General features: G+C 54.1%; 23 protein-coding genes, 2 tRNA genes and 2 pseudogenes. 17 read left to right on the top strand and 10 right to left on the bottom strand.

The genetic code is table 11. From position 1 onward, the window contains the following. Positions 1–148 precede the first annotated feature (148 nt). Positions 149–225 (top strand) — tRNA-Arg (locus tag AC0IXA_RS14100). Positions 226–244: 19 nt separating this feature from the next. Here AC0IXA_RS14100 and AC0IXA_RS14105 read toward each other — a convergent pair. Further along, positions 245–757, bottom strand: coding sequence for a cell envelope protein SmpA (locus AC0IXA_RS14105; RefSeq protein WP_471813535.1), 513 nt, complete (start codon positions 755–757; stop codon positions 245–247). Between the two features lie 321 nt (positions 758–1,078). Here AC0IXA_RS14105 and mgtE point away from each other — a divergent pair, with 321 nt between their 5' ends. After that, complete coding sequence (gene mgtE / locus AC0IXA_RS14110; protein ID WP_016773597.1) at positions 1,079–2,521, top strand: magnesium transporter; 1,443 nt, start codon at positions 1,079–1,081, stop codon at positions 2,519–2,521. A gap of 254 nt (positions 2,522–2,775) precedes the next feature. Here the strand turns inward: mgtE and AC0IXA_RS14115 are convergent, their stop codons facing one another. Beyond that, the gene (locus AC0IXA_RS14115; protein ID WP_003178899.1) at positions 2,776–3,102 is read right to left on the bottom strand and encodes an Arc family DNA-binding protein; all 327 of its coding nucleotides are present in this window, start codon (positions 3,100–3,102) and stop codon (positions 2,776–2,778) included. Between the two features lie 388 nt (positions 3,103–3,490). Here AC0IXA_RS14115 and phnN point away from each other — a divergent pair, with 388 nt between their 5' ends. Beyond that, positions 3,491–4,060 (top strand): phosphonate metabolism protein/1,5-bisphosphokinase (PRPP-forming) PhnN, encoded by a 570-nt coding sequence (gene phnN, locus AC0IXA_RS14120; protein WP_471813538.1) that lies wholly within the window; start codon positions 3,491–3,493, stop codon positions 4,058–4,060. Here the strand turns inward: phnN and AC0IXA_RS14125 are convergent. Beyond that, positions 4,035–4,214 carry a PA3371 family protein gene (locus AC0IXA_RS14125; RefSeq protein WP_016773599.1) on the bottom strand — a complete coding sequence of 60 codons (180 nt, stop codon included), beginning with the start codon at positions 4,212–4,214 and terminating at the stop codon, positions 4,035–4,037. The genes phnN and AC0IXA_RS14125 overlap by 26 nt on opposite strands. Positions 4,215–4,234: 20 nt before the next feature. Then, positions 4,235–4,468 carry a hypothetical protein gene (locus AC0IXA_RS14130; protein ID WP_136492895.1) on the bottom strand — a complete coding sequence of 78 codons (234 nt, stop codon included), beginning with the start codon at positions 4,466–4,468 and terminating at the stop codon, positions 4,235–4,237. 500 nt (positions 4,469–4,968) lie between these two features. Here AC0IXA_RS14130 and AC0IXA_RS14135 point away from each other — a divergent pair. Continuing rightward, a tRNA-Arg gene (locus tag AC0IXA_RS14135) sits at positions 4,969–5,040 on the top strand. 296 nt (positions 5,041–5,336) lie between these two features. On the opposite strand, the gene AC0IXA_RS14140 is transcribed toward AC0IXA_RS14135, so the two are convergent. After that, the gene (locus AC0IXA_RS14140; RefSeq protein WP_316251228.1) at positions 5,337–5,834 is read right to left on the bottom strand and encodes a helix-turn-helix transcriptional regulator; all 498 of its coding nucleotides are present in this window, start codon (positions 5,832–5,834) and stop codon (positions 5,337–5,339) included. A 93-nt stretch (positions 5,835–5,927) separates the two neighbouring features. Between AC0IXA_RS14140 and AC0IXA_RS14145 the strand changes: the two genes are divergently transcribed. The 3 genes from AC0IXA_RS14145 to AC0IXA_RS14155 all read left to right on the top strand — a co-directional run bounded on the left by AC0IXA_RS14145 (position 5,928) and on the right by AC0IXA_RS14155 (position 7,296). After that, on the top strand, positions 5,928–6,323 hold the full coding sequence (locus AC0IXA_RS14145; protein WP_191867595.1) for a DUF6957 family protein: 396 nt from the start codon (positions 5,928–5,930) through the stop codon (positions 6,321–6,323). Between the two features lie 210 nt (positions 6,324–6,533). Then, positions 6,534–6,824 carry a hypothetical protein gene (locus AC0IXA_RS14150; RefSeq protein ID WP_223204461.1) on the top strand — a complete coding sequence of 97 codons (291 nt, stop codon included), beginning with the start codon at positions 6,534–6,536 and terminating at the stop codon, positions 6,822–6,824. Positions 6,825–6,912: 88 nt separating this feature from the next. Continuing rightward, positions 6,913–7,296, top strand: a complete 384-nt coding sequence (locus tag AC0IXA_RS14155; protein WP_310863760.1) for a hypothetical protein — start codon at positions 6,913–6,915, stop codon at positions 7,294–7,296. 231 nt (positions 7,297–7,527) lie between these two features. Here AC0IXA_RS14155 and AC0IXA_RS14160 read toward each other — a convergent pair whose 3' ends face one another. Beyond that, positions 7,528–8,316, bottom strand: coding sequence for a hypothetical protein (locus AC0IXA_RS14160; protein ID WP_310863761.1), 789 nt, complete (start codon positions 8,314–8,316; stop codon positions 7,528–7,530). Positions 8,317–9,025: 709 nt separating this feature from the next. Between AC0IXA_RS14160 and AC0IXA_RS14165 the strand changes: the two genes are divergently transcribed. Next, entirely contained in the window at positions 9,026–11,671 is a 2,646-nt protein-coding gene (locus AC0IXA_RS14165; protein WP_471813542.1) for an AAA family ATPase, read from the top strand. Between the two features lie 173 nt (positions 11,672–11,844). Continuing rightward, positions 11,845–12,041 (top strand): annotated as a pseudogene (locus tag AC0IXA_RS14170) (Sir2 family NAD-dependent protein deacetylase); the annotation flags it as partial. Between the two features lie 69 nt (positions 12,042–12,110). On the opposite strand, the gene AC0IXA_RS14175 reads toward AC0IXA_RS14170, so the two are convergent. The 3 genes from AC0IXA_RS14175 to AC0IXA_RS14185 all read right to left on the bottom strand — a co-directional run bounded on the left by AC0IXA_RS14175 (position 12,111) and on the right by AC0IXA_RS14185 (position 13,953). Beyond that, entirely contained in the window at positions 12,111–12,701 is a 591-nt protein-coding gene (locus AC0IXA_RS14175) for a YiiX/YebB-like N1pC/P60 family cysteine hydrolase (RefSeq protein ID WP_122461218.1), read from the bottom strand. A 359-nt stretch (positions 12,702–13,060) separates the two neighbouring features. After that, positions 13,061–13,429, bottom strand: coding sequence for a hypothetical protein (locus AC0IXA_RS14180; protein ID WP_038443869.1), 369 nt, complete (start codon positions 13,427–13,429; stop codon positions 13,061–13,063). Positions 13,430–13,614: 185 nt separating this feature from the next. Further along, the gene (locus tag AC0IXA_RS14185; protein ID WP_471813545.1) at positions 13,615–13,953 is read right to left on the bottom strand and encodes a GNAT family N-acetyltransferase; all 339 of its coding nucleotides are present in this window, start codon (positions 13,951–13,953) and stop codon (positions 13,615–13,617) included. 140 nt (positions 13,954–14,093) lie between these two features. Between AC0IXA_RS14185 and AC0IXA_RS14190 the strand changes: the two genes are divergently transcribed. The 8 genes and pseudogenes from AC0IXA_RS14190 (at position 14,094) to AC0IXA_RS14225 (ending at position 20,166) form a co-directional block, all read left to right on the top strand. Beyond that, a complete protein-coding gene (locus AC0IXA_RS14190; protein ID WP_093097704.1) occupies positions 14,094–14,516 on the top strand; it encodes an arsenate reductase ArsC in 423 nt (140 codons plus the stop codon). Positions 14,517–14,524: 8 nt separating this feature from the next. Then, the gene (locus tag AC0IXA_RS14195) at positions 14,525–14,869 is read left to right on the top strand and encodes a metalloregulator ArsR/SmtB family transcription factor (protein WP_471813547.1); all 345 of its coding nucleotides are present in this window, start codon (positions 14,525–14,527) and stop codon (positions 14,867–14,869) included. A 24-nt stretch (positions 14,870–14,893) separates the two neighbouring features. Next, entirely contained in the window at positions 14,894–16,177 is a 1,284-nt protein-coding gene (locus tag AC0IXA_RS14200; RefSeq protein ID WP_007247284.1) for an arsenic transporter, read from the top strand. Between the two features lie 16 nt (positions 16,178–16,193). Further along, positions 16,194–16,664, top strand: a complete 471-nt coding sequence (locus AC0IXA_RS14205; protein WP_191867603.1) for an arsenate reductase ArsC — start codon at positions 16,194–16,196, stop codon at positions 16,662–16,664. Positions 16,665–16,711: 47 nt separating this feature from the next. Further along, positions 16,712–17,425: an arsenical resistance protein ArsH gene (gene arsH / locus AC0IXA_RS14210; RefSeq protein ID WP_471813549.1), complete on the top strand. Its 714-nt coding sequence runs from the start codon at positions 16,712–16,714 to the stop codon at positions 17,423–17,425. Between the two features lie 20 nt (positions 17,426–17,445). After that, positions 17,446–17,868, top strand: a complete 423-nt coding sequence (gene arsC / locus AC0IXA_RS14215; protein ID WP_007247287.1) for an arsenate reductase (glutaredoxin) — start codon at positions 17,446–17,448, stop codon at positions 17,866–17,868. Positions 17,869–17,905: 37 nt separating this feature from the next. Continuing rightward, positions 17,906–18,979: pseudogene (locus AC0IXA_RS14220) on the top strand (ArsO family NAD(P)H-dependent flavin-containing monooxygenase). Continuing rightward, a complete protein-coding gene (locus AC0IXA_RS14225; protein WP_471813551.1) occupies positions 18,979–20,166 on the top strand; it encodes an MFS transporter in 1,188 nt (395 codons plus the stop codon). Before AC0IXA_RS14220 ends, AC0IXA_RS14225 begins: the two are co-directional and overlap by 1 nt. Here the strand turns inward: AC0IXA_RS14225 and AC0IXA_RS14230 are convergent. Continuing rightward, entirely contained in the window at positions 20,147–20,704 is a 558-nt protein-coding gene (locus tag AC0IXA_RS14230) for an arsinothricin resistance N-acetyltransferase ArsN1 family B (protein ID WP_471813553.1), read from the bottom strand. The genes AC0IXA_RS14225 and AC0IXA_RS14230 overlap by 20 nt on opposite strands. Positions 20,705–20,720: the final 16 nt, after the last annotated feature.

Below are 20,720 nucleotides of genomic sequence, written 5' to 3' on the forward strand. Positions count from 1 at the left end.
CACTCGTAGCTCAGCTGGATAGAGTACTCGGCTACGAACCGAGCGGTCACAGGTTCGAATCCTGTCGAGTGCACCATTTAAGAGTTATTTGCTGTAAGGTGAGTAACTCGGCTTCAGCCAGTTGTGGTCTGGTTTAAAAACACAAAATGCACTCGTAGCTCAGCTGGATAGAGTACTCGGCTACGAACCGAGCGGTCACAGGTTCGAATCCTGTCGAGTGCACCATATACCAAAAAGCCCGCGTTTAACGCGGGCTTTTTGCTGTCCGGGATTTGGCTTTTCCCTTCACACAGCCTCTTTCATCAAAATCAATTTGAGCACTGCGGCCTCGCTTGAGGTCGTAACGATAGCTCGTTGTCGACGTGCGCGTGTTGATCTTGTCGGGCTTGCCCAGTGCGCTTTCGACGTCCCGCTGGCTCATGCCGGCAATCACTCGCCGATTGATGATCGCTTCGCGCCGCTGCCTGTTATCGATCAGGTTTCCACATTTGTGTTCGGTGCCGCCGACGATGCCCGGTTCGCGTCCACTGTCTTTCATGCCGGTCACAGCTTCGTGATTGAACTCCGGCATGATTGCGACCCAGCCAGGTGAGTAGGGATGAACCTCCTGAATTGAGAGCTGCTCCCCGGTTGCGCAGCTCATCGACGTAAACGTGACGCTGCCGTCAGCGACCTGGCAACGATGAAGTGTGGTGGCGTTGGCAGGCGTGAAGTGGAGCAGGGCGGTCAGTAGATATAGCGCGGGTTTTGCCGGCATTCGATGTCCTCCATGACGATCTAAGCTCAAGGGTAGTCGCTGCTTTTTGCATTGCCGGTGTGTTTTCTTTTCAAGATGAGTCGTCGCATTTGCACGGGTCAGGCAGGTGCTCAGGTTTGTTTCGCAAGCGCTTGTTTCAGCCGTGATTTTTTCAACGTTTTAAACCGTCAGGCGTGTATCATTGCGCCCGTCAGCCCCGCCGGGGCTTATGGAAAACCTCCATGGACTTACCCAGTAGTTGTTCAGTAAACCGTTTTACCAATCATGAATTGACTGATTGATCCTTCCGGCGTGCCCCGCTGCTGGGAGTGGAGTTCGCCTATGTCCGAAATCGAAGTAAAGAAAACACAGGAAAGCCTGCAGGACCGCCTGGCTCAGGTCGTCGAGTTGCTGCAGCGCCAACGTGTCGTTGAAGACCTGACTCATCGCCAGGAAGGTCCGCACCACGACCGCGTGGAAAACCTGGTTCACCGGCAAAACCTCGTCGAGCTGCAACGCAAGCTCGATGATCTGCACTCCGCCGACGTCGCCTACATTCTCGAAGCCTTGCCGCTGGACGATCGTCTGACGCTCTGGCAACTGGTCAAGGCCGATCGCGACGGCGACATTCTTCTTGAAGTATCCGATTCCGTCCGTGAAACGCTGATCGCCGACATGGACGATCACGAGCTCCTGGCTGCGGCCAAGGACATGGACGCCGACGAACTCGCTGACCTGGCCTCCGAGCTGCCGCGAGACGTTGTCCATGAGCTGATGGAGAGTCTGGATAACCAGCAGCGCGAACGCGTGCGCTCGGCCCTGTCCTATGACGAGGATCAGGTCGGTGCGCTGATGGACTTCGAGATGGTGACGATCCGTGAGGACGTCAGCCTTGAAGTGGTTCTGCGTTACCTGCGTCGCCTGAAAGAGCTTCCTGGTCACACCGACAAACTGTTCGTGGTCGATTACGACGGCGTGCTCAAAGGCGTGCTGCCGATCAAGCGTCTGCTGGTCAACGATCCGGAGAAGCAGGTCGCGGAAGTGATGGCCAGCGATCCGGTCAGTTTCCATCCGGACGAAGATGCCTACGACGCCGCTCAGGCATTCGAGCGTTACGACTTGATCTCGGCGCCGGTGGTCGACAAGAACGGCAAATTGATCGGCCGTCTGACCATCGACGAAATGGTCGACCTGATCCGTGAGGAAAGCGAAAGCGAAGTCCTCAACATGGCCGGTCTGCGCGAAGAGGAAGATATCTTCGCCTCGGTGTGGAAATCCCTGCGTAACCGTTGGGCGTGGCTGGCGGTGAACCTGATCACTGCGTTCGTGGCATCGCGGGTGATCGGTCTGTTTGAGGGCTCGATCGAGAAATTGGTAGCACTGGCGGCGCTGATGCCGATCGTGGCGGGTATCGGCGGCAACTCCGGCAACCAGACCATCACCATGATCGTGCGCGCCATGGCGCTGGATCAGGTCAGCACCGGCAACACCTCGCGCTTGATGCGCAAAGAGCTGGCGGTCGGTTTGATCAACGGTCTGGTCTGGGGCGGGGTGATCGGTGTGGTCGCGTACATGCTCTATGGCAGTTGGTCGCTTGGCGTGGTGATGACGGCAGCGATGACGCTCAATCTGTTGCTGGCGGCGTTGATGGGCGTGTTGATCCCGATGACGCTGGCGAAAATGGGTCGCGATCCGGCGATGGGCGCCAGTGTGATGATCACCGCGATGACCGACAGCGGTGGCTTCTTCATCTTCCTCGGGTTGGCGACAATCTTCCTGCTCTGACCTGGTGCAATGAAAAGCCCGTCAAATCGACGGGCTTTTTTGTGCCTGCCAAACAAATCGGGCGCAAGTACAAGAACGGTGGCGAGGGGATTTATCCCCGCTGGACTGCGCAGCAGTCCCATTGTTTTTGGAACTGCCATGCAGCCCAGCGGGGATAAATCCCCTCGCCACACTCAATTGCCAAGCGGCCATCTGTCATATTGCAGGCAAAAAAAAGCCAGCAATCATGCTGGCTTCAATATGTTCGGTATAACTCAGGACGCGTCTGCCGCCATTTCTGCATCGTGTGCGATTAGCGACACCAGGGCGTTCTGCTGACGATGCGACAGCTGACGGAAGCGTTGCAACAGCTCGCGCTCGTGCAGCGACAGCTCCGGGCTGTCCAGGCGCATGCTCAGCTCTTCGCCCAGTGCGCCTTCCTGAATAAGACTCTGCTCAAGGCGCGCAATGATCTCGGAGTTCATGCTGCGATGATGATTGCGAGCCACCTCGGCAATGCGTTCACGCATTCCGTCTGGCAGACGTACGACAAACTTGTCAGCCGTACGGCTGGAATAAATTGCCTGTTTCAATGGGCGCATATATTTAACCGGTTAGTTCAGGGGAGCGGTTCTCGGGATTGGCCGCAGGATGTGTGGTAGGACAAGCATCCGGACCAATTGGTTCAACCTGAATTGTTAAGAGGCCGGCATCATGCCTCAAAATTGCCAGATCATTGGCGTCAATTCTGTGACAAATATTGAGCCGGGTAAAGGCGTAATGCCAGCACCAGTTGTCAGAAATGCGGACTGGTTGGAAAACTTTCCATCCTTGCGTATCGCTGCCCGCTTTCGAATGCATATTCATTGATGCCCGGAGAATTCAGAACGTGCATGCTATGCGGCTCGCTATTCTTGATCCCTATGTGTACAGGATAGTGGCAATTTGCCGATTTACTAGAGGCAGGACCCGTCGGAGGGCGTTTTCGGGATGGATGGCAAGCTTTTTTACCTGATGGGGCCGTCCGGTTCGGGCAAGGACAGCCTGATCGATGCATCGCGTGAGCCACTGCGGGCGTTGAACTGTGAAGTAATGCGCCGGGTGATCACCCGCTCGGCGGAGTCCGTCGGCGAAGATGCAATTGGCGTGACGCCTGAAGAATTCGAACGGCGACAGCACGCCGGCGCGTTTTCCCTGGCCTGGCAAGCCAACGGCCTCTCCTACGGCATTCCAAGGGAAATGGATGAATGGTTGCAAGCGGGCCGGCACGTACTGGTTAACGGGTCAAGAGCGAACCTGCGTCAAGCAATGGAGAGGTATCCAACCTTGGTGCCGATTCTGCTGACAGTCAACGATGAGGTCCTGCGCAAGCGCTTGCTCAGCCGTGGTCGGGAGACCCCTGAGCAAATCGATGCGAGGCTGGCTCGCAACGCGTTGTTCAAAGATCGAAGATCCAGCGACAGCCCCGTTCATCAGATCGACAACTCTGTTGACCTTGCTATCGCGGTCTCTTCGTTATTGGAATTGGTTCGGCTCAACGCAGAACCGGATCGAACTTGATCTTGCGCCCTGCAATCAGCGCCAGCACAAACAGCACCGCAAACACGCCACAGCCAACCAGAGGCAAGGTGACTTCCGTCTCCTCGAACAGCGCCAGATGGGTAACGCCACTCAGTAAAGCGAGGATCAGAAATCCTGTCGCCGATTTGGACATGTTGTACTCCTGAAGATATTTCAAAAAACCAGACGTTCGGTGGTTGGCGCCGAGGCTAGCTCAGGCTCGCTGACCATATGCGTGGAGGCGTCGCTGCGCTCACTTAACACGGCCCACTGCGGCGCTTTCTGCACCTGCAGGTAATGCGGCATGCGCTGCGCCACTGGCTGCTCAACGTCAGCCTTGGGAAAAAAATGTGATCCGAGCAAGAAAGCCAGAGCCGCTGCGTTTGCAAGCAAGAGGGTGCTGTTCATGGCACGACGCTCCAAATTGTTCTTTTTGATAGAACAGGCATAGCAGCCGCCGTGCCAACAGTGTAACGGCTGATAAGTCCTTTAAAAACAAGGGTTTGAGAAGGTTTTTCGGGAAGCGCTGATTGCAATCTGCAATGACTGCATTTTCGCGCAGTGCAAATTGCCCGGTAAAAGTTCCCGCAATCTTCCAGGGCGCTTGCCTACACTTAAAAAGCCCTACGGACGACATGACAAAACAGGGGCTGGCCGTTAACATGCACGCCGTCTGTCGCGCCGCATACAGCCCGCGTCAATCAGTGTCTCAGTAGCTCAATTGGATAGAGCATCCCCCTCCTAAGGGGAAGGTTGCAGGTTCTTATCTGGGGTGGGATCTAGTCTCCTGTTGAGATAAGTCGTCATCCGCCCCTAAGCGAGAAGCTGAAGATCTTGTGATGATAGGGTATGGTTAGAGGCATGAGCTTTCCTAAGTGCATGGTTTTACGTAAGATATCGCGCTCAATGTCCTCTTAGTTCAACGGATAGAACGAGCCCCTCCTAAGGGCTAGATGCTGGTTCGATTCCAGCAGGGGACACATCATCCGCATTTGCTTTCCTTCCCTTCCCAAGTCTTTTGCTACTCATCTGGCAACAAGCTACGCGCACTGCGCACACCATGCGTCCTTCTTCAGTCGCTACCGTTCCCATCACAAAGCTCCATCAGCTAGAAGACGGTCTTGAGGGTGTTTGGGCCGAGGCACCACAAGGTTGCCGTCGGAGGAAGTTTCCCTTCCGTCGTTCAGGAATAGGCTGCTTAGCGATCACGTCTTATTTAAAGATGGGGCAGTAGCTTCGATGATGCTGGCGATTGATAGAACGCAGTCTTCTTCCGTCAGTCGGTAATGTTTTGATGCCACAGCCGCCTTAAGGTGCTCTCTGGCAGTCCGAGCTCTTTCGCCGCTTGGGACTGGCTGAGCCCACGCTTCTTCAGCTCCTGCACCGCCAACCATTTCTTTCTAGCCTCCACGACGCTAGGCGCGGCCAAGGCTTGTGGCTCTGATGGGAGTAGGGTATCGGCTAGCCCTAAGCCTTCTGCTTCGGCCAGCGCAGCCAGGAGAGCTTCCCGCACTGTGCACTTCTCATGCGCTGCAGCAGCAAGTGCCAGCAAAGTTATTGGCTCTACTTTCAGCGCAGAGGCAAGACGGGCACTCATTTCGATGGTCGCTGAGCTTCTACCGAGCTCTAGCTCGCTCACGTGGGCCTGTGTGATCGAGCCCGCGAGTTTTGCTTGAGACAAGCCTTTCCGAGTGCGAAGCAGTTGAACTACTGCTGCATAAGATTTCCGCAGCGACATTTCACTATCCCAATTAAAAGAGACGGTATGTCGCATTTGCCTGCCGCCGCACAAACAGATATATTTGTAGGTGTGGCGGTATTATGCCTCAGCTGCTAATTATCGAATATTGACAGAGAGGGTTGGGCCGTGGATGGGGTCATCGAAGACGGTCTGTTGGGCGATCCTGGTGTCAGCCTGATGGGTTCTGAGCTAGGTCTCGAAGCCGTAATGGCGGCTGCCAGAAAGCGCTACAAATGGGTGCCTCTATGCGCCGTCGAGGAGTGGATCATCCTTGACGCCATCGTTACCGACGCCGAGCGAGCCAAAGTAGCTGCCGCAGGCTGCCAGCCAATGTTTATGTTTGCCCACAAAGTGGTGGATGACGAGCAGAGGCGTTTCGAACCAGGTCATTGGGTGCGCTCCAGCATGGGCACCGCTATCAAGGAAGGCTACCTATTCGAAACACGCAACACGGTCTACGTGTTACTTGGGCCAGGCCATCGTAAGTCTGCTTCTATCGAAGCGATATTTTCCCTTTTCTGATTACCCACCGGTTCTGCTGGGCAACTGACGTGCTCCAGCACCTTGAGGCGACAAATGTTCAGAACCTTAGACAACGACCTGATAGGCGTCCCAGGAATGTTCGGGGAAGGCGTGTCCCATTGGCGTGGAGTCTCAAGGCTGCTCCGAACGCCTTGGTATCACTTAACCCTTAGCGTCGAAAACGAGGGTCGGCTCAGCGAGTGCTCGCTGATGATTGACGACACCCACCAGCTTCAAAAAATGTTGGTAAGCCAAGGTGCGGATTTAGCTATCACCGAGATTATGGCTGTGACGCCATCTTGGATGAATAAGTCCGGGGGCTGGCAGATGGAGCGATTAACCAGAGTAACCGTAGGTGAGGACAGGTCTGGTTCTGAAGTTTGCTTACTGGAAGTGGCTAAGGGGGCGGTGTATCACACCTCACACCAGCGAGACTTCCAGATTGAAGCACTTGTCAACCTGAGGCCCGTCTTTCTCTCAAGCATGATTCGATCAGCCTGAAATTTACCAGTAATTCCCCACGATACCAGCGCGCCTGGTTGCGTGTGCAATTCTTGATATCCATACAAACCACAACCGGAACCCAACGATGCTGGACACCCTAGATGTGAATTTTCACGGCAAACGCCATACAGATTTTGATCTTAAGCGAATTATAAGGGCTCAAGAGCAAGGCTTCGACATACCGGTCACTGCGTACCTTTGCGGAGTATCCATTAGGGCTCGTGCAGGCATCGGTGTGGTGTTTGGCCACAAGCGCAAAGACCAGTACGGTCGGTTTGGCGATGGTCACTTGATCCGCACTTCTGACGTGTTGAAAGTCGAACGCGAGGGCAGGTTTTGGGTGATGACAACTGAAAATTCGAGATATGTCCTTGCAACGTTTCAGCGTAGTAACGGACGTGCTAGCCTTCGCGATTACCTGCGACTTACTAAAGGGCAACCGCACCCGTCTCCACGTAGTCTTCAGTGATGACTCATGGTAAACCGTTAGCCCTGTCCATAATTTGGACTAAGCGAAGTAGGTGATGCCATCATCGTGAAGGAAAGGCAGCATTCACTATTGCTTCAGATTTTATGAAGCGTACGACCGTGTAGGTTTCTCATTTTGGTTCATCAAGATAATCAGGTCTTACCAAAGATAGGGAAACGCACTGAATTTCAGGCAATTCTCACGGTAAGCGGGCTGCGCTCAATTACGAAGCTAGAGCACAGAATATATTGCTGACGCTATGCCGATGAGTCCGACCATCAACGTGAACACCCAGTGCATTGCTATATATTCGCCAATAATTTTTGGCGAAAATCCGTGTGTGTCTTTCCACTTGGCGTTGGTCTTAAGAGAGCCATCTAAAGTCCTGCCAAGAAAATTTGCTAGTACATCTACCTTTCGTAACGTCGACTGATGCAGTTTGACGTATTCATGGTTGTCAAATGCGTCTGCTTCACCCTGACCATTTAATAGATCTTTGGTTGTGATTCGATTTCTTTCCATCAGTTTTTCGATGCGTGGATGGGAGATGTAGGCATTCCCATACATTGCAACGAGTGCACGGGATAGGTCGAACTTTTTAGATTCGTCGATTTCAACTGGTTCACCTCCGAGGATCTTAAAACGATGTTCCAGAGCTGGAAAGCCGTAATTAATGTCTCTCATGTTCCAGTGAACCCAGTCATAAGGTTTGTGTTGCCTTACATAGTCGTAAAATTCAGAAAGCATTTCTTTTTCTAGTTGGTCGTAGTTGTTGCCAATTTCTCCAAAGGGAACATGCTTCAGCTCAGCAACCTTGTGAATCGAAAAAGATGCAGTTTGGCCATTTGCATAATTGCGAACTGCAATTGATGTAACTCTAGGGGTTTGACCTTCCGGGCGATCATAGAAGCTTTCGCAGGAATAGTGGATTACAAGAACCTGATCTTCTCGACTGGCTAATTCATCCAGTTTCTTTCGGGCTTTACGGCGTCGTTCGACTTTTTTAAGTTCGCTAGGCATATACCTATCCTTGTAAAGTTGTTACTAGAACGCCAAAGTAGATGCGACTGGTAGGAAAGATGCTGACATTAGCAGGTACTAACCCTTCGCCTGCATACGCCCTTTGTCATTTTCTACACCGTGCTTACCTTTAGGGATCGCAACCATACGCCCATCTCTCCCTTGAAGGCCGTGTCCACCTGCCGGAATTGCGACCATGCGCCCATCCCTTCCTTGAAGGCCGTGGCCTCCCTTCGGGATCGCCGCCATCCGTCCATCCCGACCTTGGAGGCCGTGACCGCCTGGCTTGATCGCTACCATTCGCCCATCTCTTCCCTGAAGACCATGGCCACCTTTCGGGATAGCGACCATTCTTCCATCTCGGCCTTGCAATCCGTGGGCTCCAGCGGGAATTGTGACTTCTACTCCATCTCGTCCCTTGAGCTTCATTCTTTTCCTTAAATAGGCTTTTCGTTAGTTCCGATAATGCCATGAGAGCCGGGCATGGGACAGTGTGAAATACCGGTGAAATCGTGGAGTTACCCTGACTATCGATGCGTCAAACGCCTATACCATGCATGACTGCATAGTCGAATTTATCACGGGAGGAATGCTAGAGCCGTCCGCTTTGTGTCAATTAAGGCGATGTGCCGTGACGTGGTCGTAGGTTTCCGTCGCTGCCCGATGTAATGTGAGCCATCGCGCTCATGTGCAGCGCCGGGAGAAATGGATGACGTCGGCATTGCAGGATTTCCAGCAATTCGTTCATTGGCTTCACCGTCCAGACAGCGGAGCTTCCGAAGACGCTCGCCGATTCGCCAATTTGGTGTCGGAGAATTTTCTGGACGTCGCAGCGACCTCTAGGCAGCGCAGTCAACGATCCTTGGTGCTGAGCGAGTTAGCACGATTATCCCTGCCTATTACATCCCCGGCTGAGCCAGTGCCCCAGGTTGCTGAGGCCAGAGCGGGATGGGCTTTTCGTAAGCTGCATCATCTTACAGTGGGGCCGTTTCGAGGGTTCAGACAACCTGAGCCATTTGAGTTGCACAAGCGGATTGTCATGTTTTACGGCCCAAATGGCAGCGGGAAAACCAGCCTGTGTGAAGCGCTGGAGTTTGCCTTACTCGGGGCGGTGGACGAGGGCGACATCAAACGGATTGCAGCTGACCGTTATCTTTCCAACTCGCACGAGGGCCGTTTTGAACGGCCAGTGTTGCTCGCAACCGATTTTGATGGCCGGCAGTTACCTGTGATGGCGGACGCAGACGCGTACCGCTTCTGCTTCGTCGAGAAGAATCGAATAGACGCATTCTCTCGCATAGCTGCGAAGCCTGCAGGTCAGAAAACCGAGCTGATAGCTGCTCTCTTCGGTATGGATCAGTTCAATGATTTCGTTGGGCACTTCAATGATTCCATGGAAGGCCAACTAACGTTGGTGGCTGTGAGAAACCAAGAGCTCGTGGCCAAGCAAGCGTCGTTGAATCAAGATAATGCGACCGTTGCGGACGAGGGCGCTGCCTTGATCCGACATGCTCAGGCAGAGCAGAACCACGCCAATGCCTACAGTCTAGGAATGAGCTATGCGCAGCTTTTGGCTGCCATAGGAAGCGCAGAGCATCCAGGGCGATTGCAGGAACTCGAGCAGGCGATCAACCAGCCAGCCCCTGCAATTTTCGGCGTGAGTGCTGCCGCTCTCATCAATGCCTACACCGCAGCGGAAACGGCGCAAAGGGCCCTAAATGATCTAGAAGGTCAGTTGGCACAGCGCAGTAACGACATTTCATTTCAGGATTTATATACAGCGGTACTAGGTCTTCAACAGCTCGTTGGTGACCATTGTCCTGCCTGTGATACCCCGCTTGCCGGTGACTATCGCGCCCTCCATAACCCGTATCAAAAGGCCAACGATGGCTTGGCAGGTTTGAGAGAGCTGGCTGAGCTGCAGGCGCGTCAGCGTACTGCTATTGCCGCACGAAACGCCGCGTCGGAAGCATTGCGGATGTTTTTGGCCACATTTGCGCAACGTGTAGGAGCAACGATTCACAGTCCTTTGCCCGTGCAGCGCTATCTTGCTGATCCAGGTTTCGATGTCCAGCACGCATGGTGGGTGGGTAGTTTCCAACCTGATGAAACAGGGAAATCGTTGGCGCAGAGAGCAGTTGATTGGGCAACTGAACTCGAAGCGCGCGACGTTGCATCTCGAGTGATCCTTGATGATCGTCAAGGTTTAATCGACGAGCGCGACAGGCTCAATCAGGCTCGCATCGGTGTAACTACATTAGCTTCCAATCGTCAGCAAACCTTGCAGGCTATTGCTGGTGCCAGAGGTAGAATCGCGGCGTTCGCTGCTGACAACGCTCCGCTAATCCAGCAGGTTGCTGATGAGGTGGTAGCGATTGCTCGCGATACACGCATACGCAACGCCTACGACCAGTTTTTAAGTCTCTTGCGCCGTTACCGTACCGAACTGCCAGGTACTTTAATGGCCGGCCTGAATGCCCTGACGTTGGAGCTATACAACGAGTTCAATGTGCGCGATTTGGACGCAGACAAGCTGTCAGCCCTATACCTCCCGGTGACAGGGGAAGGGCGTATCGAATTGAGTTTTCGTGGCACACCTGCTGCTCGCGTCGACGCGCTGCAAATTCTCAGTGAAGGTCACGTTAGATGCTTGGGCCTTTCCATTTTGCTGGCGAAGTGTCTGAGTATCAGAGCTCCCGTCATCGTATTCGACGATGCAATTAATGCTATCGATCACGAGCATCGCCAGGGCATACGAGAGACGATATTTGAAAGCGACCGTTTCGTGGGGAGTCAGATCATTGTGACCTGCCACAGCAACGAATTCATTAAGGACATCCAGAACCACGTCGCGCCAGAACACTGGGCTGCTTATGCATTCAGGCATCACAGTGGAAACTACCATCCTCGCGTCCTAGGAAATGCGATGACTCAATCCTATCTGCTTAATGCCCGTGCGGCTGTTGAGCGAGGTGATGATAGGGCGGCGTTGGGCGCGTCGCGACAAGCGTTGGAAATGCTGACCAGCAAAGTGTGGGGTTGGTTGGGGCGTTGTGAGCAAGGCATGCTGACTTTGAAAATCGCAGGCTCCGGAGCAGAGCCTGGGCTTCGTAATCTATGCGAGGGTATTAGAGCGAAGCTGAGGGGCGCGCCGAATTTTGAACACGCAGATAAAGCACCTATTATCCAAGCCCTAGACCATATCTTGGGTATACCTGAACAGTCCTTGGTCTGGTTGTATCTGAACAAGGGGACTCACGAGGAAGCTAACCGTGAGGACTTCGACGTGGGTGTGGTTGAATTGGTGGTGCAGACGCTTGAATCACTCGACGCTTTGCAATTACGCGCGAGATGACTGACATGAATTCCCGACCGAGATGACTTAACCACTTAAAGTGCTCCGATTCTACTATGCAGTCTGAACTCACGTTGACTAGGATCTCTTCGCCTATGGTCGACAATTATCAGCAACCTATCTAACGACTACGATGTCTGCACACCCACTGAAATTGGTCACGAGGAATACTCATGACCACCAGTAGCCTCGCTCAGCAATTGCGGGAGGCCAAGCATGTTGTTTTCTTCACGGGTGCTGGGGCGTCAGCCGAGAGCGGCATCCCAACATACAGGGACGCGCTGATGGGACGTTGGAGCGCTTCGATTCTGCTCAACTTGCCACCCGTAATGCATTCAGAGCAAATCCAGCACTGCGTTGGGGATGGTATCCATTCATAAAGATCGCAGCCATTGGCCTTTCCGTATTTCTCCAGAGGCTGATTACCCAATCCGACCAGTCAAGGGCGGTAGCCAGAAAGCTTTCCAACAACCTCGACGATGGTCAGTCTTGGATCTTTGCTAATGTCTCCAGGATTCGAGCCAGGCTCCCCATCAGGCACCTCCATCCCAAATTGGCGGTAGTATGCCGACCACGCTGGAAGTATTTCTCCGGTTACAAGGCTCCTAAAGCTCATCGGGTTTTCCGGGAAGAAATCTCCACCTGAGTTTGCGTAGCGAAACATATCGACCACTAACTCGCTGCAGTAAAGCGCAGACTCCTCAGTAAGATAGAGCTCATCATAGGGAATGTTTCGGCGGCTAAGCCCATACTGTACAGCCGGGACTATCAGCTTGGTAAATGGTAGCTTCAACCTTGCGCAGATGTATCTGGGCTTCATCTCCACATCCTGTGACCTCTTCAGGTGCACATCGATTTGGGTTACACGCACCTCCGGTGGGAAAGCCTCAAGCACAAAAGTCCCTTTATTGTTGATCAGGATGACTCCCACGTGGTTTACCCTTGCGCCACGGTAGCCCTCCGTAACAGCCGAGATCGCATTATCCCCAGGGCCGAGTTGTGTGAAGAGCAGGTCTCCATGTGAAAACATCTTAAATCCTTATGATGAGCTAAATAGATCAATCAATTTTCTAAACGGAGAATGGCTTAGATCTTCTGGGTGACCCCCCCCCCGAATCTTAGGTGATCTGTGACTCGGGTCAAACGTACGCGAATCACATCTTGCGCAGGTCAGTTCGGCATCCACTGATGTGGCAATAGCTGATCAATCTCACTAGCCTACCGCCTGTGGAGTCGGCATCGCAGCAGTGTCCAACTTCAACGGTACAAATGCAGGTAGGGCAAAGGTTAGCCGGTCGCGTTAGCTGGGTATCCATTTGCGAACCAGGTTGGCGTTGATTCCGTGACATACAGACTACGGCGGACTCACCCAGTAGCAAGGTGGCGATCTCAGTTCGTGGCGGTAGTTGTACCGGGCGCAGGGCCTTCGCTGAACGTGTAGTTAATGACAACGTCATTACGGATCAAAACGTCGAGCGTTTTCTGAGTGCCCGTAGTCGTCACCTTCATGGTGACCACGTAGCTTTGGGCGTGGGCTGAGCCATTGGTGTAGGTGTAGATCCACTTTTCGTCAGTCTCGCTGACGGCACTCTTGGCGTAGGGCTCACCAAACAGGGACTTCAACTCAGTAGTCGTCGTTTTGCCTTTGGTGATGCTCGCTACACTGGCCGACGGAAAGTCTCGCCCTGCGGTGTAGTGGGACGTAGCGCAACCGCCAAGTGCGACACAGATCCCCATTACTGCGATGAGCTTTTTCATATCCATCCTTGATCGAAGAAAGCTCCAAATCTAGCTGGCATCGAGGCTAAAAGCCATCACCAAGGTGATCAGCTACTTTCGTGCATTCGCAGATAATGCTTTGCACATGTAGCAAGCCGAGCCAGGGCAAAGCCCCCTGAACTGCTCCGTCTGAGAAATAAGAGGTGGCGCAGAGCCTCGTTGATTTACTGCATAGCCCTGCTGCTTAAAAAGCCTGAAGCAGTTGTTGTCAGCAAATGAAATCGAGCGATTCCCTGCTCGGCAGCTATTGCTTCAATGACTCGAAGCACTTCAGCCCCAACCCCTTTCGATCTGTACGCCGGTTCTACGACCATGGAGCGCAGCAATCCATCTGTCCCATGCGTTTCAAACCCTCCCCATCCAACAGTCTCACCATCCCGTGAGAACTCAAAAAAGGTTCGGCCTGGAAGATCAATATCGTCTGCTGGAAGGTCAGCAGATTTCAGCGCATCGCGAAAGCGCTGCCACTGTCCTCCGGCTATTTCCTTTGCCTGGATCATCATCTTCCCCTCCATCCTCTCATCTCCGTTATGCCGACACGCATGGAACGTTAGGGCACATGCCAAACAGCAGACATCATATTCGCTTTACCGAATATTCGATAAAGCGTATATTCGATTTTCCATATGCATCGAGTTCCACCATGAGCCCTGCCATCAAAGTGCTTTTCGTGTGCGTTGCCAACTCAGCCCGCTCCCTGCTTGCAGAGGCTTTGCTGCGGCACACCGACCCGCGCTTCGAGGCCTTCAGCGCAGGATCTGAACCGTCTGAGGTTGATCCGCGCACGACTCAGGCATTGGAGGCAGTTGGAGTCGATGCAACGGGCCTGCGCAGCAAGTCCCTCAGCGAGTTTCAAGCTGATCGATTCGATTACGTAATCACTCTTTGTGATAAATCCGCAAGCGAGTGCCTACCAATGCCCAATGCAGGTGAAGTCATTGCCTGGGATTTTCCTGACCCAGTAACCAGCGATGATCCTGGCGCATTTCGCCACACGCTCCACGACATCCACGAGCGCATCAAGCTCTTCGTTTTGGTCAAGACCAAACACCTGGAGGATCTGTGACAGAACCCATGAACCCCACCACCTTATTCAAGTGCCTGGCGGATGACACCCGAGCAAAAATTTCGCTGCTTGTCGTGAGTGAAGGTGAGCTGTGTGTTTGCGAGCTAACGGTAGCACTCGACCTAAGTCAGCCGAAGATTTCTCGTCATTTGGCGCTGCTGCGCTCTGCCGGTTTGCTGTTGGATCGTCGCCAAGGCCAATGGGTGTACTACCGGCTGAATCCTGATTTGCCCACGTGGGTGACTGCAGTTTTGAAGGAAGTGGTAGACGCCAATCAGCAATGGCTGGAAACCGAGGCTAAGCGCCTCTGCGGCATGAACGACCGTCCGATCAACCAAGCCGTGTGTAGCTGATTCACGCCCAACCGGATTAATGAAATGCTGATTGCCGTATTGATCTTTATCGCCACCATCGTCCTTGTCATCTGGCAGCCCAAGGGGCTTGGGGTGGGCTGGAGTGCGATGTTCGGTGCCATCGTGGCGTTGCTGGCAGGTGTCGTTACCCTTGCAGATATACCAGAGGTTTGGCGCATCGTCTGGAATGCCACTGGGACTTTCATCGCTGTCATCATCATTAGTCTGCTGCTCGATGAGGCAGGTTTTTTCAAGTGGGCTGCGCTGCATGTGGCCCGATGGGGAGGCGGGAGCACCCGCAAGCTTTTCGCATTTATCGTACTGCTGGGCGCAGCGGTGTCGGCCCTGTTCGCCAATGACGGAGCAGCATTGATCCTCACACCCATTGTGATCGCGATGTTGCTGGCGTTGCGTTTTTCTCCTGCTGCTACGTTGGCATTCGTCATGGCAGCCGGTTTTATCGCCGATACGGCGAGCTTACCGCTGGTGGTTTCCAACCTGGTCAACATCGTTTCTGCCGACTACTTCGATATCGGTTTCAACGAATATGCTTCGATCATGGTGCCGGTAAACATCGTCAGCGTGGCGGCGACATTAGCCATGCTGCTGTGGTTTTTCCGCAAAGATTTACCAAAGACCTATGACCTCAACCAACTGGACAATCCGGACGAGGCAATCCACGACCGGGCCACTTTTGTAGCCGGCTGGTGGGTGTTGGCACTACTCCTGATCGGCTTCTTTGTCATTGAGCCACTGGGGGTGCCAATCAGCGCCATTGCAGCGGTCTGTGCATTCATTCTTTACGTCATCGCGGCTCGTGGTCACGCCATCAATACAAGCAAGGTGCTCAAAGAGGCGCCATGGCAGGTAGTGATCTTTTCTTTGGGTATGTACCTGGTTGTTTATGGCCTGAAGAACGCCGGCCTGACCGACCACATTGCGCAGATCCTGAACGTGTTCGCCGGTTATGGCGTCTGGGGCGCATCCCTTGGTACAGGGCTGCTGACAGCGTTGCTGTCTTCGATCATGAACAACATGCCCACCGTTCTGGTAGGCGCCTTATCCATTCATGCCGCCGAAGTCGATGGTGTTGTCCAGCAAGCGATGGTTTACGCCAACATCATCGGCTGCGACCTGGGCCCGAAGATCACCCCAATTGGGAGCTTGGCAACTCTGTTGTGGCTGCACGTGCTCGCCCGGAAAAACATAACGATCAGCTGGGGTTACTACTTCAAGACCGGGATCGTGCTGACCGTGCCCATCCTCGTCGCCACATTGTCCGCCCTGGCACTGCGCCTCAGTTTTTGAATCAAGGAATCGTCTGATGAAAGTCTTGTTCATGTGCACCCACAACAGCTGCCGCAGCATTCTGTCCGAGGCGCTTTTCAACCACTTGGCGCCCGAGGGTGTAGAAGCCGTCAGCTCAGGAAGCTTTCCCAGTGGCCGGGTGAATCAACGGGCATTGCAAACGCTGGAGGCGGCGGGTATCTCCACTGCGGGCTTGAGCAGCAAGGCTTCGGATGCTTTTGAAGGCTCACCTCCAGACATCGTGATCACCGTCTGTGACCGGGCAGCGGGTGAGGCATGCCCAATCTTCTTTGGGCCAGCTTTGAAGGCGCATTGGGGTCTGGCCGACCCGTCTGACGCTAGCGGTTCGGAAGCCGAGATCACCGCAGCTTTTGAAGCCACACTTGCCAAAATTCACGAGCGCGTGAGCGCATTTCTTGCGCTGCCACTGAAGACCATCAGCGCTGAACAGTTGAAAGCTGAACTGAACCGCATCGGTTCGCTTTAAAGATCAACCGAGGCGGCACCCAACCAGGCGCCGCCGTAGGAGTTTTTATGCAAGACACATTGCCGAATGTACACGCCGACCTGATCGACATTCCTTCGCTGGAGCAACTGTCGCCTCGCACTCCTTCGCTCCATAAACCTCGCATTCTTCTGCTGTATGGATCAACGCGAGAGCGCTCATTCAGCCGGTTAGTCACGCAAGAGGCGGCACGCCTGCTGAATGAGTTTGGCGCTGAAGCCAAGATCTTTGACCCATCGGGTCTGCCGCTTCCGGATGACGCTGCCGATACACATCCCAAGGTCGCTGAGCTGCGCGAGCTGATGCAATGGTCTGAGGGGCAGGTGTGGTGCTCCCCTGAGCGTCACGGCTCCATGAGTGCAGTATTCAAAGCCCAAATTGACTGGGTTCCGCTGGCGATAGGTGCTGTACGACCTACGCAAGGAAAGACCCTTGCAGTGATGCAGGTCTGCGGTGGCTCGCAATCTTTCAACGTGGTTAATCAGCTCCGCGTACTGGGCCGATGGATGCGGATGTTCACCATCCCAAACCAATCTTCGGTTGCCAAGGCATTTACCGAGTTCGACGAGGCAGGTCGTATGAAGCCGTCCTCGTACTACGACCGTCTCGTGGACGTGATGGAGGAGCTGATGAAGTTCACCCTGCTGTTGCGGGATCGCCAGGATTATTTGGTTGATCGGTACTCCGAGCGTAAAGAGTCCGCCGAAGAGCTTTCCAAACGCGTCAACCAGCGCTCCATCTAACGTCAGTACGAGGAAGCGATATGAGCCAGATCACGATTTACCACAACCCCGAATGCGGCACCTCTCGCAACACCTTGGAGTTGATCCGTAACAGCGGGGAAGAACCGACGGTTATCGAGTACCTGAAGAACCCGCCTGATCGCACCACACTTGTCAGACTCATTGAGGATATGGGTATCGGGGTGCGGGCTCTTTTGCGTATCAAAGGCACTCCGTACGAAGAGCTGGGATTGGGCGATGCATCGCTGACGAACGAACAGCTCATCGATGCCATGATGGCTCACCCTATCCTGATCAATCGCCCCATCGTCGTGACGCCTTTGGGGACGCGTTTGTGTCGTCCGTCAGAAGCTGTGCTCGATTTGTTACCGCAAGAGCAGCGTGGGAGTTTCGTCAAAGAGGACGGCCAAGTGGTCATTGATGAGCACGGTCGCAGAGTCTGATACGACGACGGTGAGGTGCCGCGATTGAGCCTGGAGGATGCTGGTGAGTCAGAATTCGAAACTTGATGTTGTGGTCATTGGCGGTGGTCAATCCGCGCTGACAGTCGCCTATTTTTTGAAGCGGTCAGGCTTGTCTTACGTGCTGCTCGATGCGGAGTCGGCACCAGGAGGAGCCTGGCGGCATGGCTGGGACTCGCTGCGACTCTTCTCTCCATCGGCATGGAGCTCGATTGCGGGCTGGCCGATGCCTGCCGTATCAGAAGAAACGCCTCACCGTGATGATGTTATCGACTATCTGACTCTGTACGAGCGTCGATATGACTTCCCCATCATCCGATCCACCAGGGTGACCCGTGTCGAGAAAATCGAAGAAGGATTACGGGTTGTTTCCGGGGATAGAAACTGGGATGCCAAAGCGGTTATCAGTGTAACAGGCACCTGGAGCCGCCCATTTACTCCGAGCTATCCCGGACAGGAGTTGTTCGTAGGGCAGCAGCTTCATTCCGCTCATTACGTTGGGCCGGATGAGTTTGAGGGGAAAACCGTCCTTGTCGTGGGTGGTGGCAACTCGGGAGCCCAGATTTACGCCGAGGTTTCTAAAGTGGCTCAGGCAACCTGGGTGACTCAAGAGGCTCCAAAGTTTCTACCTGATGAGGTTGATGGGCGTGTCCTGTTCGAACGAGCTACTGCTTGATTGAAGGCGCAACAGGATGGCGTGGAACCTGAAAAACCCGCTGGGGGGCTGGGCGACATCGTAATGGTGCCATCGGTGAAGGACGCTCGTGAACGCGGTGTATTGAGCGCAGTACGGCCATTCACGCACTTCACTTCAACAGGCGTTGTCTGGTCGTCAGGAGACGAAACAGCGGTGGATGTCGTCATCTGGTGCACTGGGTTTTCTCCAGCGCTCGACCACCTAAACAGCCTGGGCATTGTAGGCCAGGATGGCAAAGTGGCTGTGGACGAAAACCGGAGTGTTGCTTCACACAATCTGTGGCTGGTGGGTTACGGCGATTGGACGGGGCTCGCCTCCGCGACATTGATCGGAGTAACCCGCACCGCTCGAGATGTAGTCAAGCAAGTGCAAAGCTATCTCGCTGAGTTTGACTGATGTCTACCGCAGCCCCGACGACAAGGCAGCATGCGACCCTGATTGGCTCAATGGGTTGTAACCAAATTCTTGCGTGGGGCTCCACGTTTTATCTGCCGGCAGTTCTAGCTGAACCCGTTTCGCGCTCACTAAATACATCCGTTCCCGCTGTAGTGGGCGCCTTATCGTGGTCTCTGCTTGTCGCTGGAATATGCGCGCCTGTAGTCGGCAGGACTATTGATAAGCATGGCGGAAAATGGGTGCTCGCCAGCAGTTCGCTTTTGCTGGCTCTTGGTTTAATCACCATGTCTTTCGCATCAGGGCTGTTCGTCTACTACATCGCATGGACAGTTTTGGGTTTGGGCATGGCCGTAGGCCTGTATGACGCTGGATTCGCGACACTGGGCCGACTGATGGGGGTAAGGGCGAGAGGCTCGATGACCGGACTGACACTCATAGCGGGCTTCGCAAGCACGGTCGCTTGGCCTTTTCTGGCGTCGATGGATGCGAGCCATGGATGGCAAACCACCTGCAGGATGCTCGCTTTAATCCATCTTGCTGTAGGTTTGCCCCTTCACCTGCTAACGGTTCCATTGCCTACGCCGCGAGCAACTGAGTCCGCCAAGATCGCCAAAGCATCGTACGCGCCTGCTGATCCACGCTTAGCGTGGATCGCCTTGCTGTTCACATTACATGCGTTCGTGATGTCAGCTTTGGCGGTCAATCTAATAGCGCTCCTGCGTAGCCATGAAATTTCCGCCGCCATGGCAGTAACGCTCGGAGCACTGATGGGGCCGTCTCAAGTTGTCGCTCGACTTTTGGAATATGCGTTTGGCCGCAGCGCTCATCCGGTATGGATAGCAAGGCTAGGGATTCTGGCTTGCATCGTCGGACTGTTGGCCTTGGGGCCGGGGATGGTGATGCTGTCCCTTATCGCAGTGATTACCTTCGGCGGTGGAAATGGGATCATGACCATCGCCAGAGGAACAGTCCCACTTACACTGTTGGGCAGCACCAACCTGGGCATGCACCTTGGCCTGATCGCTCGCCCAGTGTTGGTTGCACAAGCGGTAGCGCCCATGGCATGCGCATACATCCTGGTGCAGCTTGGCCCAAACTGGCTAATTTGGATCATGGCCGGGATATTGGGCATCGGCGCTTTGGTCGCATTCACCAAACTACGAGCCTTCACCCCATCACTGGCTTGATTTCAACCTGGGGGAAGAGAATAGGTTCCAGTGGAGGGGTTGCCTGGCACAGCCCGAGCCGCCAATAGCCGACGTCGTGCCATTTCCCAAGCTTGAAGCCTACTTCTGGATACGTCCCTATATGGGTGAATCCTAGCGACTCGTGCAGGCCCACGCTGCCTTCATTGGGCTGTGCGATTCCAGCGTAAGCGGCGCGAAATCGCTGTTTCTCTAGTATTGGAAGTAGAGTCTCGTAGAGTTCGCGGCCAACACCCTGGCGGCGAGCTGATTCAGCTATGTACACCGTCACGTCAACAGCCCATCGGTAGGCTGCACGTGCACGATGCTGGCTTGCGTATGCATATCCCTTGATCTCACCACCTTCTTCAGCCACAAGGTAGGGATATGTCTGAAGTGTCGTGGCTATCCGCTGAGCTATTTCCTCAGCGCTTGGCGGAGTCTCTTCAAACGAGATCGCCGTTGTTGAAACGATGGGAGCGTAAATGCCCTGGATAGCTACAGCATCTGCTACCGCCGCCGTACGGATTTTCAAAGCCATGCAGGCCATCCCAGTT

Source organism: Pseudomonas sp. AC083, from assembly GCF_979253165.1.

Excerpts from the sequence above, each read along its gene's own strand:
- AC0IXA_RS14185 (WP_471813545.1), bottom strand. The coding sequence starts at position 13,953 with ATGATGATCCAGGCAAAGGAAATAGCCGGAGGACAGTGGCAGCGCTTT.
- AC0IXA_RS14205 (WP_191867603.1), top strand. The coding sequence starts at position 16,194 with ATGAAAGTCTTGTTCATGTGCACCCACAACAGCTGCCGCAGCATTCTG.
- AC0IXA_RS14155 (WP_310863760.1), top strand. The coding sequence starts at position 6,913 with ATGCTGGACACCCTAGATGTGAATTTTCACGGCAAACGCCATACAGAT.
- AC0IXA_RS14115 (WP_003178899.1), bottom strand. The coding sequence starts at position 3,102 with ATGCGCCCATTGAAACAGGCAATTTATTCCAGCCGTACGGCTGACAAG.
- AC0IXA_RS14195 (WP_471813547.1), top strand. The coding sequence starts at position 14,525 with ATGAACCCCACCACCTTATTCAAGTGCCTGGCGGATGACACCCGAGCA.
- AC0IXA_RS14230 (WP_471813553.1), bottom strand. The coding sequence starts at position 20,704 with ATGGCTTTGAAAATCCGTACGGCGGCGGTAGCAGATGCTGTAGCTATC.
- AC0IXA_RS14190 (WP_093097704.1), top strand. The coding sequence starts at position 14,094 with ATGAGCCCTGCCATCAAAGTGCTTTTCGTGTGCGTTGCCAACTCAGCC.
- AC0IXA_RS14130 (WP_136492895.1), bottom strand. The coding sequence starts at position 4,468 with ATGAACAGCACCCTCTTGCTTGCAAACGCAGCGGCTCTGGCTTTCTTG.
- AC0IXA_RS14175 (WP_122461218.1), bottom strand. The coding sequence starts at position 12,701 with ATGTTTTCACATGGAGACCTGCTCTTCACACAACTCGGCCCTGGGGAT.
- arsH (WP_471813549.1), top strand. The coding sequence starts at position 16,712 with ATGCAAGACACATTGCCGAATGTACACGCCGACCTGATCGACATTCCT.
- AC0IXA_RS14180 (WP_038443869.1), bottom strand. The coding sequence starts at position 13,429 with ATGAAAAAGCTCATCGCAGTAATGGGGATCTGTGTCGCACTTGGCGGT.
- AC0IXA_RS14105 (WP_471813535.1), bottom strand. The coding sequence starts at position 757 with ATGCCGGCAAAACCCGCGCTATATCTACTGACCGCCCTGCTCCACTTC.
- AC0IXA_RS14200 (WP_007247284.1), top strand. The coding sequence starts at position 14,894 with ATGCTGATTGCCGTATTGATCTTTATCGCCACCATCGTCCTTGTCATC.
- AC0IXA_RS14225 (WP_471813551.1), top strand. The coding sequence starts at position 18,979 with ATGTCTACCGCAGCCCCGACGACAAGGCAGCATGCGACCCTGATTGGC.
- mgtE (WP_016773597.1), top strand. The coding sequence starts at position 1,079 with ATGTCCGAAATCGAAGTAAAGAAAACACAGGAAAGCCTGCAGGACCGC.
- arsC (WP_007247287.1), top strand. The coding sequence starts at position 17,446 with ATGAGCCAGATCACGATTTACCACAACCCCGAATGCGGCACCTCTCGC.
- AC0IXA_RS14160 (WP_310863761.1), bottom strand. The coding sequence starts at position 8,316 with ATGCCTAGCGAACTTAAAAAAGTCGAACGACGCCGTAAAGCCCGAAAG.
- AC0IXA_RS14165 (WP_471813542.1), top strand. The coding sequence starts at position 9,026 with ATGACGTCGGCATTGCAGGATTTCCAGCAATTCGTTCATTGGCTTCAC.
- AC0IXA_RS14125 (WP_016773599.1), bottom strand. The coding sequence starts at position 4,214 with ATGTCCAAATCGGCGACAGGATTTCTGATCCTCGCTTTACTGAGTGGC.
- AC0IXA_RS14150 (WP_223204461.1), top strand. The coding sequence starts at position 6,534 with ATGATTGACGACACCCACCAGCTTCAAAAAATGTTGGTAAGCCAAGGT.
- AC0IXA_RS14140 (WP_316251228.1), bottom strand. The coding sequence starts at position 5,834 with ATGCGACATACCGTCTCTTTTAATTGGGATAGTGAAATGTCGCTGCGG.
- phnN (WP_471813538.1), top strand. The coding sequence starts at position 3,491 with ATGGATGGCAAGCTTTTTTACCTGATGGGGCCGTCCGGTTCGGGCAAG.